Genomic DNA, 18342 nt, shown 5'->3' on the forward strand with positions numbered 1-18342 from the left:
AATTTATCTTATTTAAACTATCGCTGATTAGCACATGTCCGAAACTAAACGATTAAATGAGATAATTAAAAACTTAAATTTCAGTAAAACATTAAGGCTGATATGGTCACTTACCCCGGCCTTAACTGCATTAACTTTATTCTTGATATTTGTTGAGAATATTTTCTTTTTGCTTTCTGCTTTTGCGTTCAAGCAATTAATTAACGCTATATCCCATATTTCAATTCATGGTACTGATAAGGATGGGGCAATAAGGCATTACTTTATATTCAATTTTATTACTGCGCTGCTTTTTATGCTCACCAAATCATTTTCAGCGTATATAAGTGAACTACAGGGGGCAAGAGTAAATGAGCATATTGACGATAAAATTCATGGTTGTGCTGTTGAACTCGATCTCGCTTTTTATGAAAGCCCCGACTACTTTGATACCCTGAAAAGAGCAAAGGACGCAGGCGCTGACCGCCCTGTAGGTATTGTCACTACATTTTTAGGTGTTATAAAAAATGCAGCAATGCTTTTAACATTAAGTTATATTATCACGGTTATAAATTGGGGGCTCATTCCGCTATTGATATTATTCCTTATCCCTGCTTTTATAGTACGTTTACGCCTTGCTAAACAACTACACGCCAGGCGCTTAGTGCAAACACCTTTTGAGCGGCAGGCATCATACATAAGCTCATTAATTGTAGGCGATACCTTAGCCAAAGAGATACGTGGTTTTGGCTTGGGTAATTACCTTAAAACCAAATATCTGAAAATCAGACTGGGCCTATTGGAAGAAAGGATGCAGATTGTTAAGCGTGGTGCAATCAATAGCGCAATTACTGATTCTATTGCTACTATAGCTTTCTTTTCATGTATTGGATATGTATGTTACAATGCTTTTTTAGGCAAAATAAGTGTGGGCGAAATTACTTTGTTTTTGGTGATGTTCCCTCAACTGTTTAATATATTACAGAATATATCGTCTGGAGTATCAAAACTTTATCAGGATAACATATTTTTAACACATCTTTTTAAACTATTTGATCTCAGGTCAAACCTTATCGAAACTAATAATCCGGTATCGGTGCCGGTTAGTGATGGCATGACACTGGAAGTTAAGAATATGTCTTTTACTTACCCGCATTCAACATCTCCTGCTCTTACTAACATCAATTTAATTATACCTGCCGGTAAGCTAACAGCTATTGTGGGTTTAAATGGGGCAGGGAAAACCACATTGATTAAAATGCTTTGCCGTTTATATGACCCCACTGCCGGCAGCATCCAATTAGGTGAAATTGATATCCGTAATTTTGACAGCGCTAATTACCGTAAGTGCGTGAGCACTGTTTTCCAGGATTTTGGAAAATATAATGTGAGTGCAGCCGATAATATACGATTTGGTAATATTGATGATACCTGCAATGTGGGTGAGATTTCCAAAGCAGCCGAGGCCTCGGGCGCAAATGCTTATATCGATAAGTTCCCTGATAAATATGAAACTATAATGGGGCGCCTGTTTGAAAATGGGCGTGAAATAAGTATTGGGCAATGGCAAAAGCTGGCTATTGCGCGTGCAATATACAGCCCGTCAAAATTTATTATTTTAGATGAAGCCACCAGCGCTTTGGATGCAAAATCAGAAAAAGAACTATTTGAAACTTTAAGGGATAATATCGGTAACAGGGGTGCTTTGATTATCAGTCACCGCCTGTCGGCTGTGCAGCATGCTGATTATATTTATGTAATGACCGACGGGCAAGTAACGCAGGCGGGTACACATCAGCAACTTATTGAAATGGATGGCGATTATGCCAATTTGTTCAAAAAAACCAAAAAGCAGTTTGCGCAAAGTAATAATTATGAAAACTGAGCAAGATCATATCGACTTTAAAAAGAAAAAAATTGCTATCGTAACCAGTTGTGACGAAGATTGGGGCGGCTCGGAAGAATTGTGGGGTAAAAGTATTGCTTACTTTATTGAGGCAAATTATGCTGTTACAGTTTATAAAAATACAATAAACTTTCAGCACCCTGAGTTTATTAAGCTGGCAAATACTGGTGTTGATTTAATAGAATTAAAACAACCGGTCATAAAAAAAACATACGCCACCCGTTTGCGCGATAAGTTAAAAAGAATTGCAAGGGGTGCGGCAGGAAAAAGGGATTTCCCAAAAACTGTCCATGCTTTCACAAAAAAACTTATCAATAGCCAGCCCAACCTGGTTATTGTATCGCAGGGGATAAATTTTGATGGATTAATGTACGCGGCGCTGTGCCTGCTGCAAAATATCCCATACATAATTATATCACAAAAGGCTGTTGACTTTTACTGGCCGCGTAAAAACGACAGGGCGCATATGGCTAATGCATTTAAAAATGCATTACATTGCTTTTTTGTATCAAAACATAACCTAGTTTTAACAGAAGAGCAGTTTGGCTTCAGGTTTAATAATGCGTCAGTAATCCAAAATCCAAATAAAGTTAAAGCTGTTGAACCCTATCCGGATGATACCAACGGGATACGCTTAGCCTGTGTTGGCCGCTTATTTATACTTGACAAAGGACAGGACATTTTATTGAGGATTATGACCAAACCCAAATGGCGGGAACGAAATATCTCTATTTCATTTATAGGCAGTGGTATTGATGAAGCTGGCTTAAAAGATATGGCCAGGTTACTCGATATAAAAAACGTTAAATTTACTGGTTTTGTAGATGATATAACCACCGTTTGTAAACAACACCATGCTTTTATACAACCATCGCGTAGCGAAGGATTACCGCTTGCCATAGTTGAGGCCATGGCAGCAGGCAGGCCCGTTATTGCAAGTAAAGCTGGCGGAAATGCTGAAATTATACAAGATGGTGTAACAGGATATATCGGCCATGCTAATGAGGATGATTTTGATGAAGCAATGGAAAAGGCCTGGAAAAATCGCCATAATTGGCAAGCAATGGGTTTAGCAGCGGCTAATCATATTACTAAAACTATCTCTCTTTGCCCCGAGGCTGAATTTATTAAAAAAGTGATCACTCTTATTGATTTCAATTAGTACTTTACTTACTAAATCCTGTAGGAAAAATGTTTTTTTTAGCTATTTTAGTACCGTTGCCATTTGTAACAAACCCGATATATTGAGAAGCACAATCGGTGCAGAATATCAATATATACAGAAACTATAATTTAATGTATACTGTTAGCCCTATACCTTTAATATCTGTTATTATCCCAACGTATAATCGCGCATCAATACTGAGCAAGGCCATTGAAAGCGTACTTAACCAAACTTACACTAACATACAGCTTATAGTTGTGGACGATGGTTCAGAAGATAATACCGAAGAACTTGTTAAAAGCTTTTATGGAATTGAATATCTCTTACAACCTCATAGTGGGCAGGGTAAAGCTCGAAATACTGGCTTAAAACATGCTAAAGGAAAGTATGTAGCTTCGTTGGACTCTGACGATACGTGGAACCCTACGTTTCTGGAAACCTGCCTATCAATATTGGAACAGGAAGAATTTGATTTTGTATTTACCAATTGGGTACAGGTTATTAATAAAAACCAGGGCTTCGATTTTTTTAAAACTTCAGGTTTGTTAACTCCCTATTTAAAAAAAAGCAAAAACGGCTGGGTAATGCTATCCAATACAGAATTAAGGCAACTATATATTAATGCATGCCCGTCACCCTCATCATCACTTGTTATTCGTCGTTCATCAATAATAACAGGCTGGAATGAGGATCTCCATATAGCTGATGATTGGTGCTTATTATTAGATATAATATTGAAAAGGGAATGTAAAGCTGCGTTTACTTTGCAACGTTTATGGTTTAAACATATAGATGGAAAGAATATATATGATGGACGGAATTATTTTGAAGTGCTTGAGCAGCTTTATATCAAAGACTTTAATAAAATTATAGAGATTTACAGCGATAGGCTCACCAAAAAAGAAATAAAAGAGGTGAAATTTATAATTGCGCGCAATATTTATAGATATACAATAAACCGGATGATTAATAGAGTTAATGTAGCGGAGAGTATTACTATGTTTAAACGCGCGTTTAGTTTTGCCCCTTTTTTATTATTTGCTGTATTGTATAAAATGTCTACTAAAAAGGCGAAGAAAATATTGGGTAAATACATTGAAGGAAAAAAACAAAACACATTAGAATTAATAAACATTTCTGAATTACAGCAACAGTTAATGCCATCGTGCATAGATTAAATGTTTACTTATTTGAACATTAGAAAAATATCACGGGTTCAAGATTGGTGGGGATATAAGCTGTCCCTTTTCCTGGCAATAGCTTATGCCACAATGCTAATTATCAACGTGAATTTTTTTCAGATCGGTTATTGGGTATTGATATTGCTAACGTCACTCATAATTGGGGCTGCCTATGTAAGTATTATAAATGATATCACAGACATAAAACATGACCATGCCGCAGGTAAAAGCAATTATATGGCTAACCTCTCATTATCCACCCGCTTAGCTCTTGCCGCATTTTGTGTGATAACCGGCGGGATATTTATGTGTGCTTTTTATTCTGATAAGATATCGTTATGCCTGTACATTATGTCGTGGGTAGCATTCAGTCTTTATTCAATACCACCTGTACGCTTAAAAACTAAAGGCATATGGGGTGTATTTGCTGATGCCTGCGGAGCTCATCTTTTTCCAAGTTGCCTCATCATCGCATCACTTTATCACTTCATGGCAAAGCCTGTAAATTGGCTATGGTTTACAACTGTAGCTATATGGGCATTAATGCTGGGTCTGCGTGGGATACTATCACATCAGTTTGATGACCGCCAAAAAGATATAGCTGCGGGTGTAAACACCTATGCAAGTAAAATTGAGCCCAACAGCTTTAAAATCAAGGCGAAATTATTAATAATCATTGAATTGGCGGCATTGGCGCTAATGCTTATAATTATTAAGAATGCGTTTATAACAGCATTTTTACTGCTATACGTAAGCTATGCTTTATTGCGCTACAGGCTGTATAAAACCCGCGTGATTATTATAATCCTTAATGAAAAAAAAAATTACCGGGTTTTAATGAACGAATACTATCAAGTATTTTTCCCTATATCAGTATTACTTTACATTGCTATTCATCAACCTTATGGCTGGATACTATTGTTATTACACATTATTGTATTCCATAAAATAATGTACCTAACTTTTAATGAGGTTTTTACAATTAATACATTCCGCCGTTTTATTCAATATATTAAGTAACGCTATCTTGTTTAACATCAGGAAACTGACCTTGATAGCTAATCAAGCAAGTATTCTGAAAAATACTGCACATACAATGGATTATCACGCAAATGTGCAGCGCATTTTCCGGCATCATTGTTTCTTCTGTAATACTTTAGTAATTCCGGAGAAATATCTTCAGAGTTAAATGTGCGTCCTGGTTTAACTCTATCTAATAGTTTAGCGGTTTTTTTTAACTTATTATTATTATAAAGTAACCACTTCCCATACTTTCGAAAACCAGCATTGTATACTCTTTTTCCAAAAGGAGACAAGCTTCGTGAAATTATTGAAGATATCCGGGGATACCAATATATTTCCAAGGCTGACAAGGACTCATGTACCTTGCCAATAGAGATTTTAGCAGGTAACATATTTAAACGATCCTCGATAATTGATAAAAATTGCGCCTGGTCATCCCGCAGTAGCTCGTAAGGCAATACGATTACATTTTGTTTTCCGAAAGCCTTTTCATATATATCTATTAATAACGAATAATTTAATCCCCCGCCATCTTCAGTAAATCCAACTTTAGTAAAATCCTTTATACTTAAAGTTCCGCCATGCCTTATATATTCTGAATAACCTGATGTTATAATTTCTTTAAACCCCCGGGTGATAATTAAAATTTTGCCATCGGGATATAGCGAACTTAATATTTCACAAACATTTTTTTGAGCCTGTTCTTTAGATATTAAATCAGCTAAGTTCTGTTCGCCGCTATTAATAGTCGTACCTGAAACAAGGCTTGGTATGGATAATTCTTCGCCGCTTGTTACAAAATATTTAATATCCCGACCTTTTTGATCGGCAGCTAAACGTGAAATTTCATATGTATTATAAAACCCGGCTAACCCGTTGGGTGAATAATGCATTTGAGGGTGTAAACTAAACCATTCCTGTAAAAATGTGGATCCGGTTTTGGGGAAACCGATGTGAATAAGATGATTGGGCATTAAAATATATTAATAATTAAAGAGTATAGTAATGGTTGTAATTTACTAAGTAATTAGATTTTTGCATGCAAATCATGTGTTTTTGTGAAAGATAAGGTGCTTAACTGGATATTCCGCTGATATAGCAAAGGTACTTACCGGGTAATTATTGAAGGAATTGATGTTGATGGCAACATTGCCCGGCAGGTTTACCGCTACAAAGTGCAGTAATAAACTCAATAAAAAAGGCATCCGAAACTTAAATCCGGATGCCTTTTTACTTATATTGTAGTTGGAATTAGCTTAAACGCATTTTAAGCTTCCTTTATTTACTTACAAAGGGTTATAAGAACAGCAGGTTAAAAGACCTGAAGAAACTCGAACCGTAAAATCGTAGCTTAAATGATTGATGTTCTAAATTCAGCCTAAATAAAAAGGTTCGAACTAAGGTTTTGATCCAAAGTGCACGGATAACTAATTATTAATTAGCAAGTTGTAGGTGTAAAAAACAAGACAATCGAAAAAGATTGTCTTGTTAAGTGCTCCCGACGAGATTCGAACTCATATCGATGGTACCGGAAACCATAATTCTATCCGTTGAACTACGGGAGCAATGTTGCGCAAATATAGAAAATTGGTAAAGTATTTATAGACCTGCTTTACGAATTATAGGCTACAGCATCAATAATAATATTATTATAACTAAAGTGAGCCGATAATTCCGCATTCAGATGTTTTGATGTAATAAGCTTTCTTGAATAATGTATTGCATGGAATCCGTTTTTTTTAGCGAGATTGGTATTGTCAAAATTTAATAATGACATGGCCTAAGCCGAAAAGCCAAAAATAGAGTAGGTAGAAAACAAACCTTATCACAATGGATTTAACAACAAAAGGCATCGTCTTAATTCAAATTGCAACCTATATTAATTTGGATATGCTCGAAATGGACTACCCAGACCCAATTAGGGACAAACAAAATGCAACTGTAATAGCGTCGGGTAGAGCGTCTATGACCTGCACCGGCTCTCGTGGCATTGTAAGGGGCCAGAAAAGCTGGAGCCTGGAGTTTGAAGCAGAGCCAGGCGATATAGTTTCATTTAGCTCCGTAATAACGTCTGATAGTCGCGCCTATACTGCAAGTATTTACAGTCTAGGGAATCCTTCAGATAGAAGTATATTTAGTGGAGAAGATACGAAAAAAGATTCAATTGAATTGAAAGTGCAAAGTTATGGATCCACAATTTTAACGCCTTCATTTGGCCTATACACAAAGGATGTTGGTGGAAAACCGAAAGATTTAATCGGATATTTTTATTTCGGTTCCGGCATTATGGTTCGCTATTAATGCAGTTGTCAATAATGTACTTACCTGACTTTAGTTTAAGTTAGGTAAGTACATTACTTTAATCAAATTTTAGATTGATTGGACTTTATACGTTAAATCTGAAGTGCATAATGTCGCCATCTTCAACAACATAAGTTTTGCCTTCAACAGATAGTTTTCCGTTTTCTTTAATAACAGCTTCTGATCCGTTGAATTTTACAAAATCTTCGTACTTAATTACTTCGGCCCGGATAAATCCTTTTTCAAAGTCGGTATGAATTACACCGGCAGCTTGCGGCGCTGTAAAACCTTTAGTGATAGTCCATGCACGAACCTCCTGCACACCGGCAGTAAAGTAAGTAGCCAGGTTAAGCAGGCTGTAAGCCGATTTAATCAGTTTATTTACACCTGATTCGGTTAAGCCTAAATCATCTAAAAACATTTGGCGCTCTTCGTATGATTCCAGCTCAGCTATTTCAGATTCGATTTGTGCTGAGATGACCAACACCTGGGCATTTTCATCCTTCACTGCTTCTTTAACACGTTCAACATATGCATTGCCGGTATTTACATCGCCTTCGGCAACGTTACATACGTACATTACCGGTTTGGCTGTTAACAACCATATATCGGCAATATACTCCTGATCCTCTTCGGCAACTGGTGCCGTACGGGCAGATTTGCCTGATAGCAAATGATTTTTGTATATGGTTAAAACATCAAAAGTTTTTTTTGCTTCTTTATCGTTACCAACTTTGGCTGCCTTTTCAACTTTCTGTATTTTCTTTTCTATCGAGTCCAGATCTTTTAATTGAAGTTCTGTATCAATGATTTCTTTATCGCGGATAGGATTAACCGAGCCATCTACGTGGATCACATTATCATTATCAAAACAGCGCAATACGTGTATAATGGCATTGGTTGAGCGTATGTTGGCTAAGAACTGATTACCTAAGCCTTCGCCTTTGCTTGCACCTTTAACAAGGCCTGCTATATCAACAATCTCAATAACATTGGGTACAATGCTTTTGGGATTTACTATTTCGGTTAATTTAGTCAAACGTTCATCGGGTACGGTTATTACACCAATATTTGGTTCAATTGTACAAAAAGGAAAGTTTGCCGCTTGCGCCTTAGCGTTTGATAAGCTATTAAAAAGTGTTGATTTACCCACGTTTGGTAAACCTACTATACCACATTGTAGTCCCATATTTTTGTTTTAGTATCAAGTAGTTAGTATCAAGTATCAAAATCTCCTAACACTTATATTGTTCTATTCTTTTCGGGCGCAAAGATAACAGAAAAAATCACCTTGTAATTTGAAAAATTCAGGTGAATTTTAATACTGTTAGTGCTACCGACCTGATAAGTAAATAAGTTGTGGTGTTTTGTTTTTAATTATTAATTTAGTTGAAAACAAACCCTTTCACAATGGAAACAACAGAAACACCAGAACAACCATTACCGGAACAACCTAAACCGGGGTTAATTTTAGGCGAAGTAGCTAAATATTATCTGCATACAATTGGCAGGTGGGCCAATTTTTTCAGCATTTTAGGCTATATTTCTACCGGCTTCATCATTTTAATTGTATTGTTTGTCGGTGTAATATTTTCAACAATTACTGCAGCCCAAGAACAATTCGCAGGGCCGCAAGCTGGAATGGTAAGTAGTATGATGAGCGCGAGTTTAACTGTAATGAGGTTCATTTTTATTGCATTTGCCGTATATAGCTTTTTTGTCGCATTTTATTTGGGCAAGTTTGCCGCAAGAATTAAAAAAGCTACTGCGTTGAATGATACGCTAACAGCAACCAATGCATTTGAAAATCTTAAATCATATTTTAAGCTTATTGGCATCACTACAATCGTTTTGCTAGCTTTAGATATACTGGTTTTTATTATTATGCTGATAGTTGGTATCGGAGCGGCCTCAATGAGAAGATAATATCTAAACAAAAAACCTCCTGCTATTACAGCAGGAGGTTACATAAATTATAATAAGTTTAGTTTGGGCCTATATTTCGAAAGAGAAGTCTTCATCGGCTGATGTTTTTGCCGCCTCAGGGGTTTCGCTAAATTCATAGCGTTTCTCTACTACTTCCTGATTGTCTTTTATATATTCAATTGTTTCTTTTAATCCTTCGGCAAACTTCTCGAAATCTTCTTTATATAAAAAGATCTTGTGTTTAATGAAAACGCCGTCCTCTAAACGCTTTTTGCTTTCGGTAATAGTAACATAATAATCGTTTGATCGTGTCGCTTTTACATCAAAAAAATAAGTTCTTTTACCTGCTCTTACCTTCTTTGAAAATACCTCTTCACGTTCTCTGTTGTCAAAGTCTCCCATATAAAATCAATTGTAATTAGTTTTGATTGGCATAAATATAAATAAAATTTCAATCTACAAGTATTTATGTAAATAATATTGTGATTTAAGTATGGGTTTATTTCGAATATTTTAATGTTTTGTTATTTTTTCGGGAGTATATGCTAATTACTCGTTTAAAAGTTTCTTTTTTTGCGCATCAAATTCTGCCTGGGTTAATGCTCCCGAATCAAGTAATTCCTTTAACTTTTTAATTTCATCGGCAACAGATCCGGATGGAGTGGGGGTGCTAGCCTGGCATGGTACAACCTCACAGGCCAGAATCGCATCGTCGATATAAACAGAGAAACGAAATGGGCCACCTGCACCCACTATAAACAGGTATTTGTCTATGCCATTTAAGTGGTCTTTTATGATGTTTTTGATTATTACACCGCTATTGGTAAACGCTTTGGGTAAACCGGGTGATGGATGGGGGGAAGGAAACGGGATGCCCCTTTGCTCAATATATAAAAATGAACCGTTATTGCCTGACCCTTTACCGAGCCTAACTGTATCATTTAAATGATAGGTGATGCCGTTAGCCGCTTTATATGATGTTATTTTTTGAGCTTTGGTTAATAAGGGGACTAATAACAATATAAGTATTGATACTTTTTTCATAATTGGCAAAAGGTTTAATATAAATACGTGCTACTAAGTAAGCAAATAATTTGATAAAATCCACTCACGAATTATTTCATCAGGCATTTTCTTCTTCTTCCAATAATTGCTTTTCGTAAAGCTCAAAGTAGGTGCCTTTTTGCTGCATCAGGTATTCATGGTTGCCTTGTTCTATGATCTGGCCGTTATCCATTACTAAAATCTTATCGGCATTTTTTATGGTTGATATACGGTGAGCTATAATAATGCTGGTTTTGCCCTTCATTACATTGCCCAGGTTGTTTAATATCTCTTCTTCGGTGCGGGTATCAACTGCCGAGAGGCAATCATCAAACACTAATATTTGCGGATGCTTTACAATGGCTCGGGCAATAGATACACGCTGTTTTTGTCCGCCAGAGAGCGTAACGCCACGTTCACCAATTAATGTCTCGAAGCCTTTTTCCAGCTCCATGATGTTTTTGTAAACGGCGGCATCTTTCGCGGCTTGCTCAACAACCGGCATATCCCAAACATCGGCACTAAAAGCAATATTGTTGGCAATAGTATCTGAAAATAGAAAAACTTCCTGTGGGACAAAACCAATCTGGGAGCGATAGCCTTCCAGATTGTATTGGGGGAGTGGTTTGCCATCAATCAACACCTCGCCGCCTGTGGTATCGTACATGCGCATCAATAAATTGGCAATAGTTGATTTACCTGAACCTGTGCGCCCGATAATAGCCACCATTTCGCCGGGGTTGATCGTGAATGATACTGACTTCAAAGCTTGTATACCAGTATCAGGATAAATAAAGGAAACGTTATCAAAAGTGATTCTACCGCTGATGTTTTCTTTAGGAACCTTTGGCGATACAATCTCGGGTTGCTCGTACAGAAATTCGTTAATGCGTTTTTGCGATGCCGATGCACGCTGAATGAGTGAGGTTACCCAGCCTAATGACATTACAGGGAAGGTAAGCATATTAAGGTACACAATAAATTCAGCAACATTTCCGGCGCTTATATTGCCTTTCATTACCTCTACACCTCCAACATAAATAATAATTACGTTACTGATACCCACTAATAAGAGCATGGTAGGGTAGAACAAGGCCTGCACTTTTACCAGTGCCATGGAGTGTCCTTTATAATGTTCGCTTTCTGCTGCAAAGTTCTTGCGGACGTAATTTTCGCGAACATATGATTTTATTACCCTGATGCCCGAGAAGTTTTCCTGCACAAAGCTGGATAGAATAGACAAACGCTCCTGTATCTTCTCGCTGCGAAAGTTGATGACATTGTTGATATAAAATATAATCAACACCAATATTGGTAATGGTAATATGGAGAATATAGCCAAACGGGTGTTAACTGTTAGCATCAGATAAATAACCATTACAAACAGGATGATGGTATTTAAACTATACATAATCCCCGGGCCCAGGTACATGCGTACGCGGGAAACATCCTCGGTTACGCGGTTCATTAAATCGCCGGTGTTGTGGCGGCGATAGAAGGCAAGCGACAACACCTGGTAATGAGCATATATCTCGTTTTTAAGATCATATTCAATATGGCGCGACATAAGGATGATGGTCTGCCGCATGAAAAACAGGAATAAGCCACGTACCAATGATAAACCCAGTACCACTAAGCCAAATAACAATAAACCTGAGCCAAATATTTTATAGATGATAGCCTGCCTGTTAAACCCATTAAAAAGCTCGTAGATGCTGATATTGTCGGCTACCATATCAAAAGCCATACGCACAACAGGAGCAAGCAACACACTGAATATATTGGATATCACCACGAAAAGTATACCCGGTATTAACCGCCAGCGATATTTAAGAAGAAACTTATTGAGGTATGCGAGATGTTTCATAGCCTCTACAAAAATAGATTATTTGGTTCATAGTTAATGGGTGATAGTTCATGGAATGATCATATTTTATGCTTGTTTTTATTGCAGTTATCCATAATGAACAAGTATTCCATTTTGCTACACCGAAAAAAACATCTACTTTTGCAGGGAAGCCTTATGCTTAATAAAATGCCTCTTCAAAACTCAACCGAATCGATATTTAGCCAGTTGGAGGCCTTGGGACACAAGAAAATTGTGTTTTGCAGCGACCCGGATACGGGGCTAAGGGCAATCATTGCTATTCATGATACTACATTGGGCCCTGCTTTGGGTGGCACACGTATGTGGGCTTATAAGTCTGAAGCTGAAGCTTTAAGTGATGTGTTAAGGCTATCAAAAGCCATGACTTATAAAGCATCCATCAATGGTTTAAACCTGGGTGGGGGCAAAGCGATTATTATTGGTGATTCTCATCGGGATAAAAATGAAGCTTTGCTGCGTAAATTTGGCAGGTTTATTAAAAATCAGAACGGTGAGTTTATCACGGCCGAAGATGTTGGTACCAACCCCAGGGATATGGAGTACATACGCATGGAGACCCAGTATGTTACCGGCATGCCTGAGAGTATAGGTGGTAGCGGCGACCCGGCTCCGGTAGCAGCATTAGGTGTTTTTATGGGAATGAAAGCCGCTGTAAAGGAGCTCTATGGCAATGATAGCCTGGCCGGTAAAACGGTTATTGTGCAGGGCATTGGGCATGTGGGTGAAAATTTGGTGAAGATACTGCGCGACGAAAAAGCGAAAGTTTACATTAGTGATATTAACGAAGACCTGTTAAGGCAAGTTGCCAAAAAGTATGGTGCAGAAGCTATAGCACACAATAATATTTTTGATATTGATGCTGATATTTATTCGCCGTGCGCCATGGGGGCAACGGTAAATACGCAAACCATCAACAAGCTTAATTGCGCTATTATAGCCGGATCGGCTAATAACCAGTTAGAGGATGAGCAGGTACACGGGCAAATGCTGCGCGAAAAAGGAATTTTATTTGCACCTGATTACGTAATTAATGCAGGAGGCCTAATTAATTGTTATTCAGAGCTAATGGGCTTTACCAAAAAGCGCACTATGCAGCTAACTGAAAATATTTATGAAGCAACCCGAAATGTTTTAAAACTTTCTAAAGCCGAAAACATTTCATCAATAGAAGCAGCGAATAAAATTGCTGAGAAAAGAATCGCGGACATTAAAAAAGTAAAATCGTCATACTAATAAATTAATAATAACCCGCCGGGATGTAACCGGCAACAAATCGTTCTTACAATTATGTTAAACAGAAGGCACCTACGGGTAAAAGTATTACAGGCATTATATGCCTTTCATCAGACAGGCGGGGATATCAAGGCCCAGGAAAAAAACCTGCTGCAAAGTATCGACAAGGTATACGAAATGTATATTTGGATGCTATCATTAATTTCGGAAGTAGCTAATTACGCCGAGATTGACGCTATTGAGCGATCGAACAAACACATCAAAACCGAAGAAGACAAAAACCCCGATCTTAAAATATTAAGCAACCGGTTCATCACCACGTTAAATGATAACAAAGAGTACCTTGTTTCAGCAAAAAAATACAAGGTAGAATGGACCTTTGAACCCGAGCTTACAAAAACGCTTTTCATCATCCTTAAAAACTCTCCTGAGTATGCGGAATACCTGAAACACATAGGTGATACCATCCAGACTGATAAGGACATCATCAAATTTATTTTCAAGAAAGTTATTTTAAAATCATCATTAGCCGAACAGGTTTTTGAAGATAAATTTATTTTTTGGCCGGTTGATAAAGATGTATTGCAGGCTTTGATAGCCAAAACCTTTAAAAACTTTACTTCTGAAGATGCCAAAGAAAACAAACTGGCCGAAATTACCGGAAACTGGGAAGAGGACAGAGAGTTTATTGTGACCTTGTTTGAGCAAAATATCAAACATGATAAAGAATATCAGACCATGATAGCTGAAAAGACCCAGAACTGGGAGCCGGAACGTATTGCTATGATGGACACTTTACTAATGAAGATGGCTATTACCGAATTTATTAACTTTACATCGGTGCCGGTAAAGGTTACAATTAATGAATACCTGGAAATATCAAAGGAATTTAGTACACCTAAAAGTAATTCGTTTTTAAACGGTATCTTGGACAAGATTTTAATTGAACTAAAAGCTCAGCAAAAAATTAAAAAAATAGGAAGAGGTTTAATAGAATAAACAACATGAAAAAAGTTATTTTAAGCATACTTGCTGCGGGGATGTTTTTATCAGCCTGCAACCAATCAGCCAAAACCGCTAAAACTGCCGATTCAGCAGCAGCGCAAACGACAGAGGCGGGTGCATCAGGCAGTACAGGTTCAGCAATGCAAGCCAATGCCCCGGTGATGAATTTTGATAAATCATCGTACGACTTTGGTAAAATAAACCGTGGTGATAAGGTGACATACAATTTTAAATTTACCAATACCGGTAAATCGCCATTAATTATTACCAGCGCGGTGGCAAGCTGCGGCTGTACTACGCCAAACTGGCCAAAAACCCCGGTTGCACCAGGGCAAAGTGCTCAAATAACAGTTGTATTTAACAGTACAGGTAAAAGTGGCTTGCAGGATAAGATGGTAACCATTAGCGCTAACACCAACCCGGCGCAAACGGTTGTGCACCTGGTAGGTGAAGTTGTGGAAAAGAAATAGTTTATAAACTCACATTAAAACAAAAAAATAATATAAAATAATCATGGCTACACAGCAAATTGTAATGTTGGTATTGATCGTAGTAGTATTTTACTTCTTTATGATCCGTCCGCAGGTTAAAAAACAAAAAGATCAAAAAAACTTTGTTAACGATTTAAAAAAAGGTGATAAGGTAGTTACCACTGCAGGCGCACATGGTAAAATAGCCGAAGTTGGTGATACTACTTTTTTAATTGAGCATGAAAGCGGCCACAAAACCCGTTATGATAAATCGGCTATATCGTTAGATGCTTCAAAGGCATTAAACACACCGCCAAAGGCTTAGTTTAAGTTAAAGAGTTGGATGTTCAACGTTGAAAGCAACATTCAAATAAAAAAATATAAAAGGTAAAAGATGGAGATTAAAGCGTTAGATAGCTTTTAACTTTCAACTTTTACCTTTTAACATTTGTAATAAATGGCAATCATAAAACTATCGGCAACAGAACAAAGGCGCTTATCGGCATTTTTTACATGCCTGGTATTGGCTGCGTTGGCGTGGTTATGTATTACATTATCAAACCCTTATAATTACACGGTTAAACGTGTGCTGAGTTATAAAAATACTCCCCAAAAAAGAGCATTTCACTCCCTGCAATCAGATACGGTTGATATCACAATTAGAGGCACCGGATGGCAAATGCTTTATGCCATGATGCATTATAGCAGCAATAGTTTAGTTGTAGATCTGAGGCCTTTAAATACAGGGAATTATGTAGTGCTGAGCTCTCAGGAAATGCAAATTGCTGATGGCGAAGTAAATCATGATGTGGTATCATTTAATCCCGATACACTTTATTTTGACTTTTTAAACCGGATGGTGAAAAGGGTGCCTATAAAGTTATTGAACGATGTTACCTATCAACAGCAATTTTCACAGGCAAATAACCCTATTTTGAAGCCATCATATATCACTATTGTTGGCCCTACCGATAGGTTGAATAACATAACTGAATGGGACACTGATTCGCTCATCGTGAAAAAAGTTAACGAAACTGTTCGCACCAGATTAAATTTGCAGCCTGTTAACGAGGGTAATATCACCATATATCCTAAAGCGGTGGATGTGGTTTTTCCTGTAGATGAATTTACAGAGAAAACCCTTGAAATACCTGTGAAGCTGATTAACAACAGCGACTTTTACAATGTGAAGGTTTTTCCGGAAAAGGTAACGGTTACATTTATGACATCGTTACGAAGGTATGCAGAAACTGATGAAGATTTTTTTGAGGCCGAGGCTGATCTAAACTTATGGAAAAATCAAGGTTATAGTACCTTGCCGGTAAAACTTACCCGGGTACCGCCATTTTGCAAAGTAATAAGCGTAGAACCACAGAATATTGATTTTATAGTAAAAAAATAAATGCTAAAAGTAGGTATAACCGGTAACATAGGTAGTGGCAAAACTACGGTGAGCAAAATATTTGAAGTATTGGGCATCCCTGTTTTTTATGCTGATGATGAGGCTAAAAAAGTAATGGTTAATGATGCTATTCTAATTGCTGAACTTAAACAGGCCTTTGGTGAGCAATCGTATTTTGAAGATGGTTCACTAAACCGCAAGCATATAGCAGGTATAGTTTTTAATAACGAAGCGGAACTAAATAAACTGAATGCTATTGTACATCCTGCAGTTTTTAGAGCTTTTGACAATTGGGTACCCCAATTTAAAAGCGCGCCCTATGTGCTAAAAGAAGCTGCATTGCTGTTTGAAAGCAGCTCCTATAAAATGTGCGACAAAAGCATTATGGTTACAGCGCCATTGGAATTGCGTATAGCACGCGTGATGTTGCGTGACGGGCTAAGTAGAGATGAGATACTAAACAGAGAGGCAAGGCAGTTTTCTGAAGAGAAGAAATTGCAGCTTGCTGATTATGCTATAAAGAACGATAATACAGAGCTGGTAATACCACAAGTGCTGGCTTTGCATGAGCAGTTTATCGAGTTGCAGAATTAACTCACCCGACCACGCTTCGCTGGTCGACCTCTCTTCGCCTGTGGCGGAAAGAGGTGTAAAAATTAAATTTTAATCAACCTACGGTTGGTTAATTACTACTTAGTAATGAATATCAAAGACGATTTTCTTTCTATCAATATAAACGGCATTTACTGTAAATACGGCGATTTCTATCTCGATCCTAAACAACCAGTAGAAAAGGCAGTAATATCACATGCTCATGCTGATCATGCGGTTAGCGGGAATAACGAAGTGTTTTGTACTGAAGCTACTGCTGCTTTTATGCAGCTGCGTTATGGCAAAAACTCAGCTAAGGTTTTTAATATAATACCTTATCATCAATCGTTTGATATTAGCGGCGTTACAGTTACTTTAATATCGGCGGGGCATATATTGGGTTCTGCGCAGGTATTAATGGAATACGGGGGCGTAAAATATCTTTATACGGGCGATTATAAGATACAGCCTGACGCTACCTGTGAGCCAATTGAGTGGGTTAAGGCCGATGTACTGATTACCGAAAGTACTTTTGCTGACCCGGAGGTGTTGCACCCCGACCCTGTGGAAGAGATCAAAAAACTGAATGATATTAAGATCAATATCTTACTAGGTGCTTATGGTTTGGGTAAAAGCCAGCGGTTGATACAGATGATTAATGAACATGCCCCACAGAAAACGATATTGGTGCATCATCGCATTATGCCTATAAACTCTATTTATGAAAAACTAGGTTATTCGCCGGGTAAATACCAGATGTATGGCCGTAAATTGATGAAGGAGCAAAAGGAGTATGTATATATTGTGCCGCCTTTTACGTTTGATAGCTATATTAATGCAAAAGGGGTGAAGCGCCTGTTTGCTTCGGGGTGGAAGAATTTGCAGGTGAATTTGAATGATACGTTGTTTATATCAGATCATGTGGATTGGAATGACATTCTGGAGGCTGTAAAACAAGTTGAACCCAAACAATTATGGACATTACATGGCAACGGAAAGCATTTGAAAGAACACTTTGGGAATGATATTGTTGTGAAATTATTGAATTGATGCTCGAGGAAAATATTGATTATTATATTAACGAGGATGGTAATTTCGTTTTTACCGAAGCGTACCATTTAAAGCGGGGCTATTGTTGCAAAAACAAATGCCTGCACTGCCCATGGAAATACGGAAAAACTGAAGAGGACGAACAAATTAAAAAATAATAAGGATATTTGTATTTAAC

19 protein-coding genes and 1 tRNA gene are annotated in these 18342 nt (G+C 37.5%); 14 read left to right on the forward strand and 6 right to left on the reverse strand.

Translation table 11 applies throughout. The annotated features are described in order from the left end of the window. Positions 1-34: 34 nt before the first annotated feature. From GSQ74_RS18560 to GSQ74_RS18575, 4 genes are all read left to right on the forward strand, one after another. Positions 35-1864 carry an ABC transporter ATP-binding protein gene (locus GSQ74_RS18560; protein WP_158995711.1) on the forward strand — a complete coding sequence of 610 codons (1830 nt, stop codon included), beginning with the start codon at positions 35-37 and terminating at the stop codon, positions 1862-1864. After that, entirely contained in the window at positions 1854-3047 is a 1194-nt protein-coding gene (locus tag GSQ74_RS18565; RefSeq protein WP_158995712.1) for a glycosyltransferase family 4 protein, read from the forward strand. Before GSQ74_RS18560 ends, GSQ74_RS18565 begins: the two co-directional genes overlap by 11 nt. A 134-nt stretch (positions 3048-3181) precedes the next feature. Further along, positions 3182-4228, forward strand: a complete 1047-nt coding sequence (locus tag GSQ74_RS18570; RefSeq protein ID WP_158995713.1) for a glycosyltransferase family 2 protein — start codon at positions 3182-3184, stop codon at positions 4226-4228. After that, positions 4229-5251, forward strand: coding sequence for a UbiA family prenyltransferase (locus GSQ74_RS18575; protein ID WP_371724633.1), 1023 nt, complete (start codon positions 4229-4231; stop codon positions 5249-5251). It begins immediately after the preceding gene. A gap of 38 nt (positions 5252-5289) precedes the next feature. Here GSQ74_RS18575 and GSQ74_RS18580 read toward each other — a convergent pair whose 3' ends face one another. Beyond that, positions 5290-6228: a hypothetical protein gene (locus GSQ74_RS18580; RefSeq protein ID WP_158995715.1), complete on the reverse strand. Its 939-nt coding sequence runs from the start codon at positions 6226-6228 to the stop codon at positions 5290-5292. 519 nt (positions 6229-6747) lie between these two features. Beyond that, positions 6748-6819 (reverse strand) — tRNA-Arg (locus GSQ74_RS18590). Positions 6820-7084: 265 nt separating this feature from the next. Between GSQ74_RS18590 and GSQ74_RS18595 the strand changes: the two genes are divergently transcribed. Beyond that, complete coding sequence (locus GSQ74_RS18595; protein ID WP_158995717.1) at positions 7085-7555, forward strand: AidA/PixA family protein; 471 nt, start codon at positions 7085-7087, stop codon at positions 7553-7555. 85 nt (positions 7556-7640) lie between these two features. On the opposite strand, the gene ychF is transcribed toward GSQ74_RS18595, so the two are convergent. Beyond that, positions 7641-8744 (reverse strand): redox-regulated ATPase YchF, encoded by a 1104-nt coding sequence (gene ychF, locus GSQ74_RS18600; protein WP_158995718.1) that lies wholly within the window; start codon positions 8742-8744, stop codon positions 7641-7643. A gap of 221 nt (positions 8745-8965) precedes the next feature. On the opposite strand from ychF, the gene GSQ74_RS18605 reads away from it, so the two are divergent. Further along, entirely contained in the window at positions 8966-9481 is a 516-nt protein-coding gene (locus GSQ74_RS18605) for a DUF5362 family protein (protein ID WP_158995719.1), read from the forward strand. 69 nt (positions 9482-9550) lie between these two features. Here GSQ74_RS18605 and GSQ74_RS18610 read toward each other — a convergent pair whose 3' ends face one another. The 3 genes from GSQ74_RS18610 to GSQ74_RS18620 all read right to left on the reverse strand — a co-directional run bounded on the left by GSQ74_RS18610 (position 9551) and on the right by GSQ74_RS18620 (position 12392). Then, positions 9551-9883, reverse strand: a complete 333-nt coding sequence (locus GSQ74_RS18610) for a DUF3276 family protein (RefSeq protein WP_158995720.1) — start codon at positions 9881-9883, stop codon at positions 9551-9553. 147 nt (positions 9884-10030) lie between these two features. After that, complete coding sequence (locus GSQ74_RS18615) at positions 10031-10525, reverse strand: SHOCT domain-containing protein (RefSeq protein WP_158995721.1); 495 nt, start codon at positions 10523-10525, stop codon at positions 10031-10033. Between the two features lie 79 nt (positions 10526-10604). Continuing rightward, entirely contained in the window at positions 10605-12392 is a 1788-nt protein-coding gene (locus GSQ74_RS18620; protein ID WP_158995722.1) for an ABC transporter ATP-binding protein, read from the reverse strand. Between the two features lie 168 nt (positions 12393-12560). Here GSQ74_RS18620 and GSQ74_RS18625 point away from each other — a divergent pair, with 168 nt between their 5' ends. The 8 genes from GSQ74_RS18625 to GSQ74_RS18660 all read left to right on the forward strand — a co-directional run bounded on the left by GSQ74_RS18625 (position 12561) and on the right by GSQ74_RS18660 (position 18322). After that, complete coding sequence (locus GSQ74_RS18625; RefSeq protein ID WP_158995723.1) at positions 12561-13646, forward strand: Glu/Leu/Phe/Val dehydrogenase; 1086 nt, start codon at positions 12561-12563, stop codon at positions 13644-13646. 54 nt (positions 13647-13700) lie between these two features. Then, entirely contained in the window at positions 13701-14645 is a 945-nt protein-coding gene (gene nusB / locus GSQ74_RS18630; protein ID WP_158995724.1) for a transcription antitermination factor NusB, read from the forward strand. A gap of 5 nt (positions 14646-14650) precedes the next feature. Beyond that, positions 14651-15121, forward strand: a complete 471-nt coding sequence (locus GSQ74_RS18635; RefSeq protein WP_158995725.1) for a DUF1573 domain-containing protein — start codon at positions 14651-14653, stop codon at positions 15119-15121. A gap of 43 nt (positions 15122-15164) precedes the next feature. Then, the gene (yajC, locus tag GSQ74_RS18640) at positions 15165-15446 is read left to right on the forward strand and encodes a preprotein translocase subunit YajC (protein ID WP_158995726.1); all 282 of its coding nucleotides are present in this window, start codon (positions 15165-15167) and stop codon (positions 15444-15446) included. Positions 15447-15578: 132 nt separating this feature from the next. Further along, the gene (locus GSQ74_RS18645) at positions 15579-16523 is read left to right on the forward strand and encodes a YbbR-like domain-containing protein (protein WP_158995727.1); all 945 of its coding nucleotides are present in this window, start codon (positions 15579-15581) and stop codon (positions 16521-16523) included. After that, the gene (gene coaE, locus GSQ74_RS18650) at positions 16524-17117 is read left to right on the forward strand and encodes a dephospho-CoA kinase (RefSeq protein ID WP_158995728.1); all 594 of its coding nucleotides are present in this window, start codon (positions 16524-16526) and stop codon (positions 17115-17117) included. It begins immediately after the preceding gene. A 105-nt stretch (positions 17118-17222) separates the two neighbouring features. After that, positions 17223-18164 carry an MBL fold metallo-hydrolase gene (locus GSQ74_RS18655; protein WP_158995729.1) on the forward strand — a complete coding sequence of 314 codons (942 nt, stop codon included), beginning with the start codon at positions 17223-17225 and terminating at the stop codon, positions 18162-18164. Further along, positions 18164-18322, forward strand: coding sequence for a DUF5522 domain-containing protein (locus tag GSQ74_RS18660; protein WP_158995730.1), 159 nt, complete (start codon positions 18164-18166; stop codon positions 18320-18322). The genes GSQ74_RS18655 and GSQ74_RS18660 overlap by 1 nt, the downstream gene beginning before the upstream one ends. The last annotated feature ends 20 nt before the right edge of the window (positions 18323-18342 follow it).

This window comes from Mucilaginibacter sp. L196 (assembly GCF_009765905.1).
GTDB lineage: Bacteria > Bacteroidota > Bacteroidia > Sphingobacteriales > Sphingobacteriaceae > Mucilaginibacter.

Bases quoted from the DNA above. Each gene is read 5' to 3' on its own strand.
- GSQ74_RS18660 (WP_158995730.1), top strand. From the start codon at position 18,164: ATGCTCGAGGAAAATATTGATTATTATATTAACGAGGATGGTAATTTC.
- GSQ74_RS18605 (WP_158995719.1), top strand. From the start codon at position 8,966: ATGGAAACAACAGAAACACCAGAACAACCATTACCGGAACAACCTAAA.
- GSQ74_RS18610 (WP_158995720.1), bottom strand. From the start codon at position 9,883: ATGGGAGACTTTGACAACAGAGAACGTGAAGAGGTATTTTCAAAGAAG.
- GSQ74_RS18580 (WP_158995715.1), bottom strand. From the start codon at position 6,228: ATGCCCAATCATCTTATTCACATCGGTTTCCCCAAAACCGGATCCACA.
- yajC (WP_158995726.1), top strand. From the start codon at position 15,165: ATGGCTACACAGCAAATTGTAATGTTGGTATTGATCGTAGTAGTATTT.
- GSQ74_RS18560 (WP_158995711.1), top strand. From the start codon at position 35: ATGTCCGAAACTAAACGATTAAATGAGATAATTAAAAACTTAAATTTC.
- GSQ74_RS18620 (WP_158995722.1), bottom strand. From the start codon at position 12,392: ATGAAACATCTCGCATACCTCAATAAGTTTCTTCTTAAATATCGCTGG.
- GSQ74_RS18645 (WP_158995727.1), top strand. From the start codon at position 15,579: ATGGCAATCATAAAACTATCGGCAACAGAACAAAGGCGCTTATCGGCA.
- ychF (WP_158995718.1), bottom strand. From the start codon at position 8,744: ATGGGACTACAATGTGGTATAGTAGGTTTACCAAACGTGGGTAAATCA.
- nusB (WP_158995724.1), top strand. From the start codon at position 13,701: ATGTTAAACAGAAGGCACCTACGGGTAAAAGTATTACAGGCATTATAT.
- GSQ74_RS18635 (WP_158995725.1), top strand. From the start codon at position 14,651: ATGAAAAAAGTTATTTTAAGCATACTTGCTGCGGGGATGTTTTTATCA.
- GSQ74_RS18625 (WP_158995723.1), top strand. From the start codon at position 12,561: ATGCCTCTTCAAAACTCAACCGAATCGATATTTAGCCAGTTGGAGGCC.
- GSQ74_RS18565 (WP_158995712.1), top strand. From the start codon at position 1,854: ATGAAAACTGAGCAAGATCATATCGACTTTAAAAAGAAAAAAATTGCT.
- GSQ74_RS18655 (WP_158995729.1), top strand. From the start codon at position 17,223: ATGAATATCAAAGACGATTTTCTTTCTATCAATATAAACGGCATTTAC.
- coaE (WP_158995728.1), top strand. From the start codon at position 16,524: ATGCTAAAAGTAGGTATAACCGGTAACATAGGTAGTGGCAAAACTACG.
- GSQ74_RS18570 (WP_158995713.1), top strand. From the start codon at position 3,182: ATGTATACTGTTAGCCCTATACCTTTAATATCTGTTATTATCCCAACG.
- GSQ74_RS18575 (WP_371724633.1), top strand. From the start codon at position 4,229: ATGTTTACTTATTTGAACATTAGAAAAATATCACGGGTTCAAGATTGG.
- GSQ74_RS18595 (WP_158995717.1), top strand. From the start codon at position 7,085: ATGGATTTAACAACAAAAGGCATCGTCTTAATTCAAATTGCAACCTAT.
- GSQ74_RS18615 (WP_158995721.1), bottom strand. From the start codon at position 10,525: ATGAAAAAAGTATCAATACTTATATTGTTATTAGTCCCCTTATTAACC.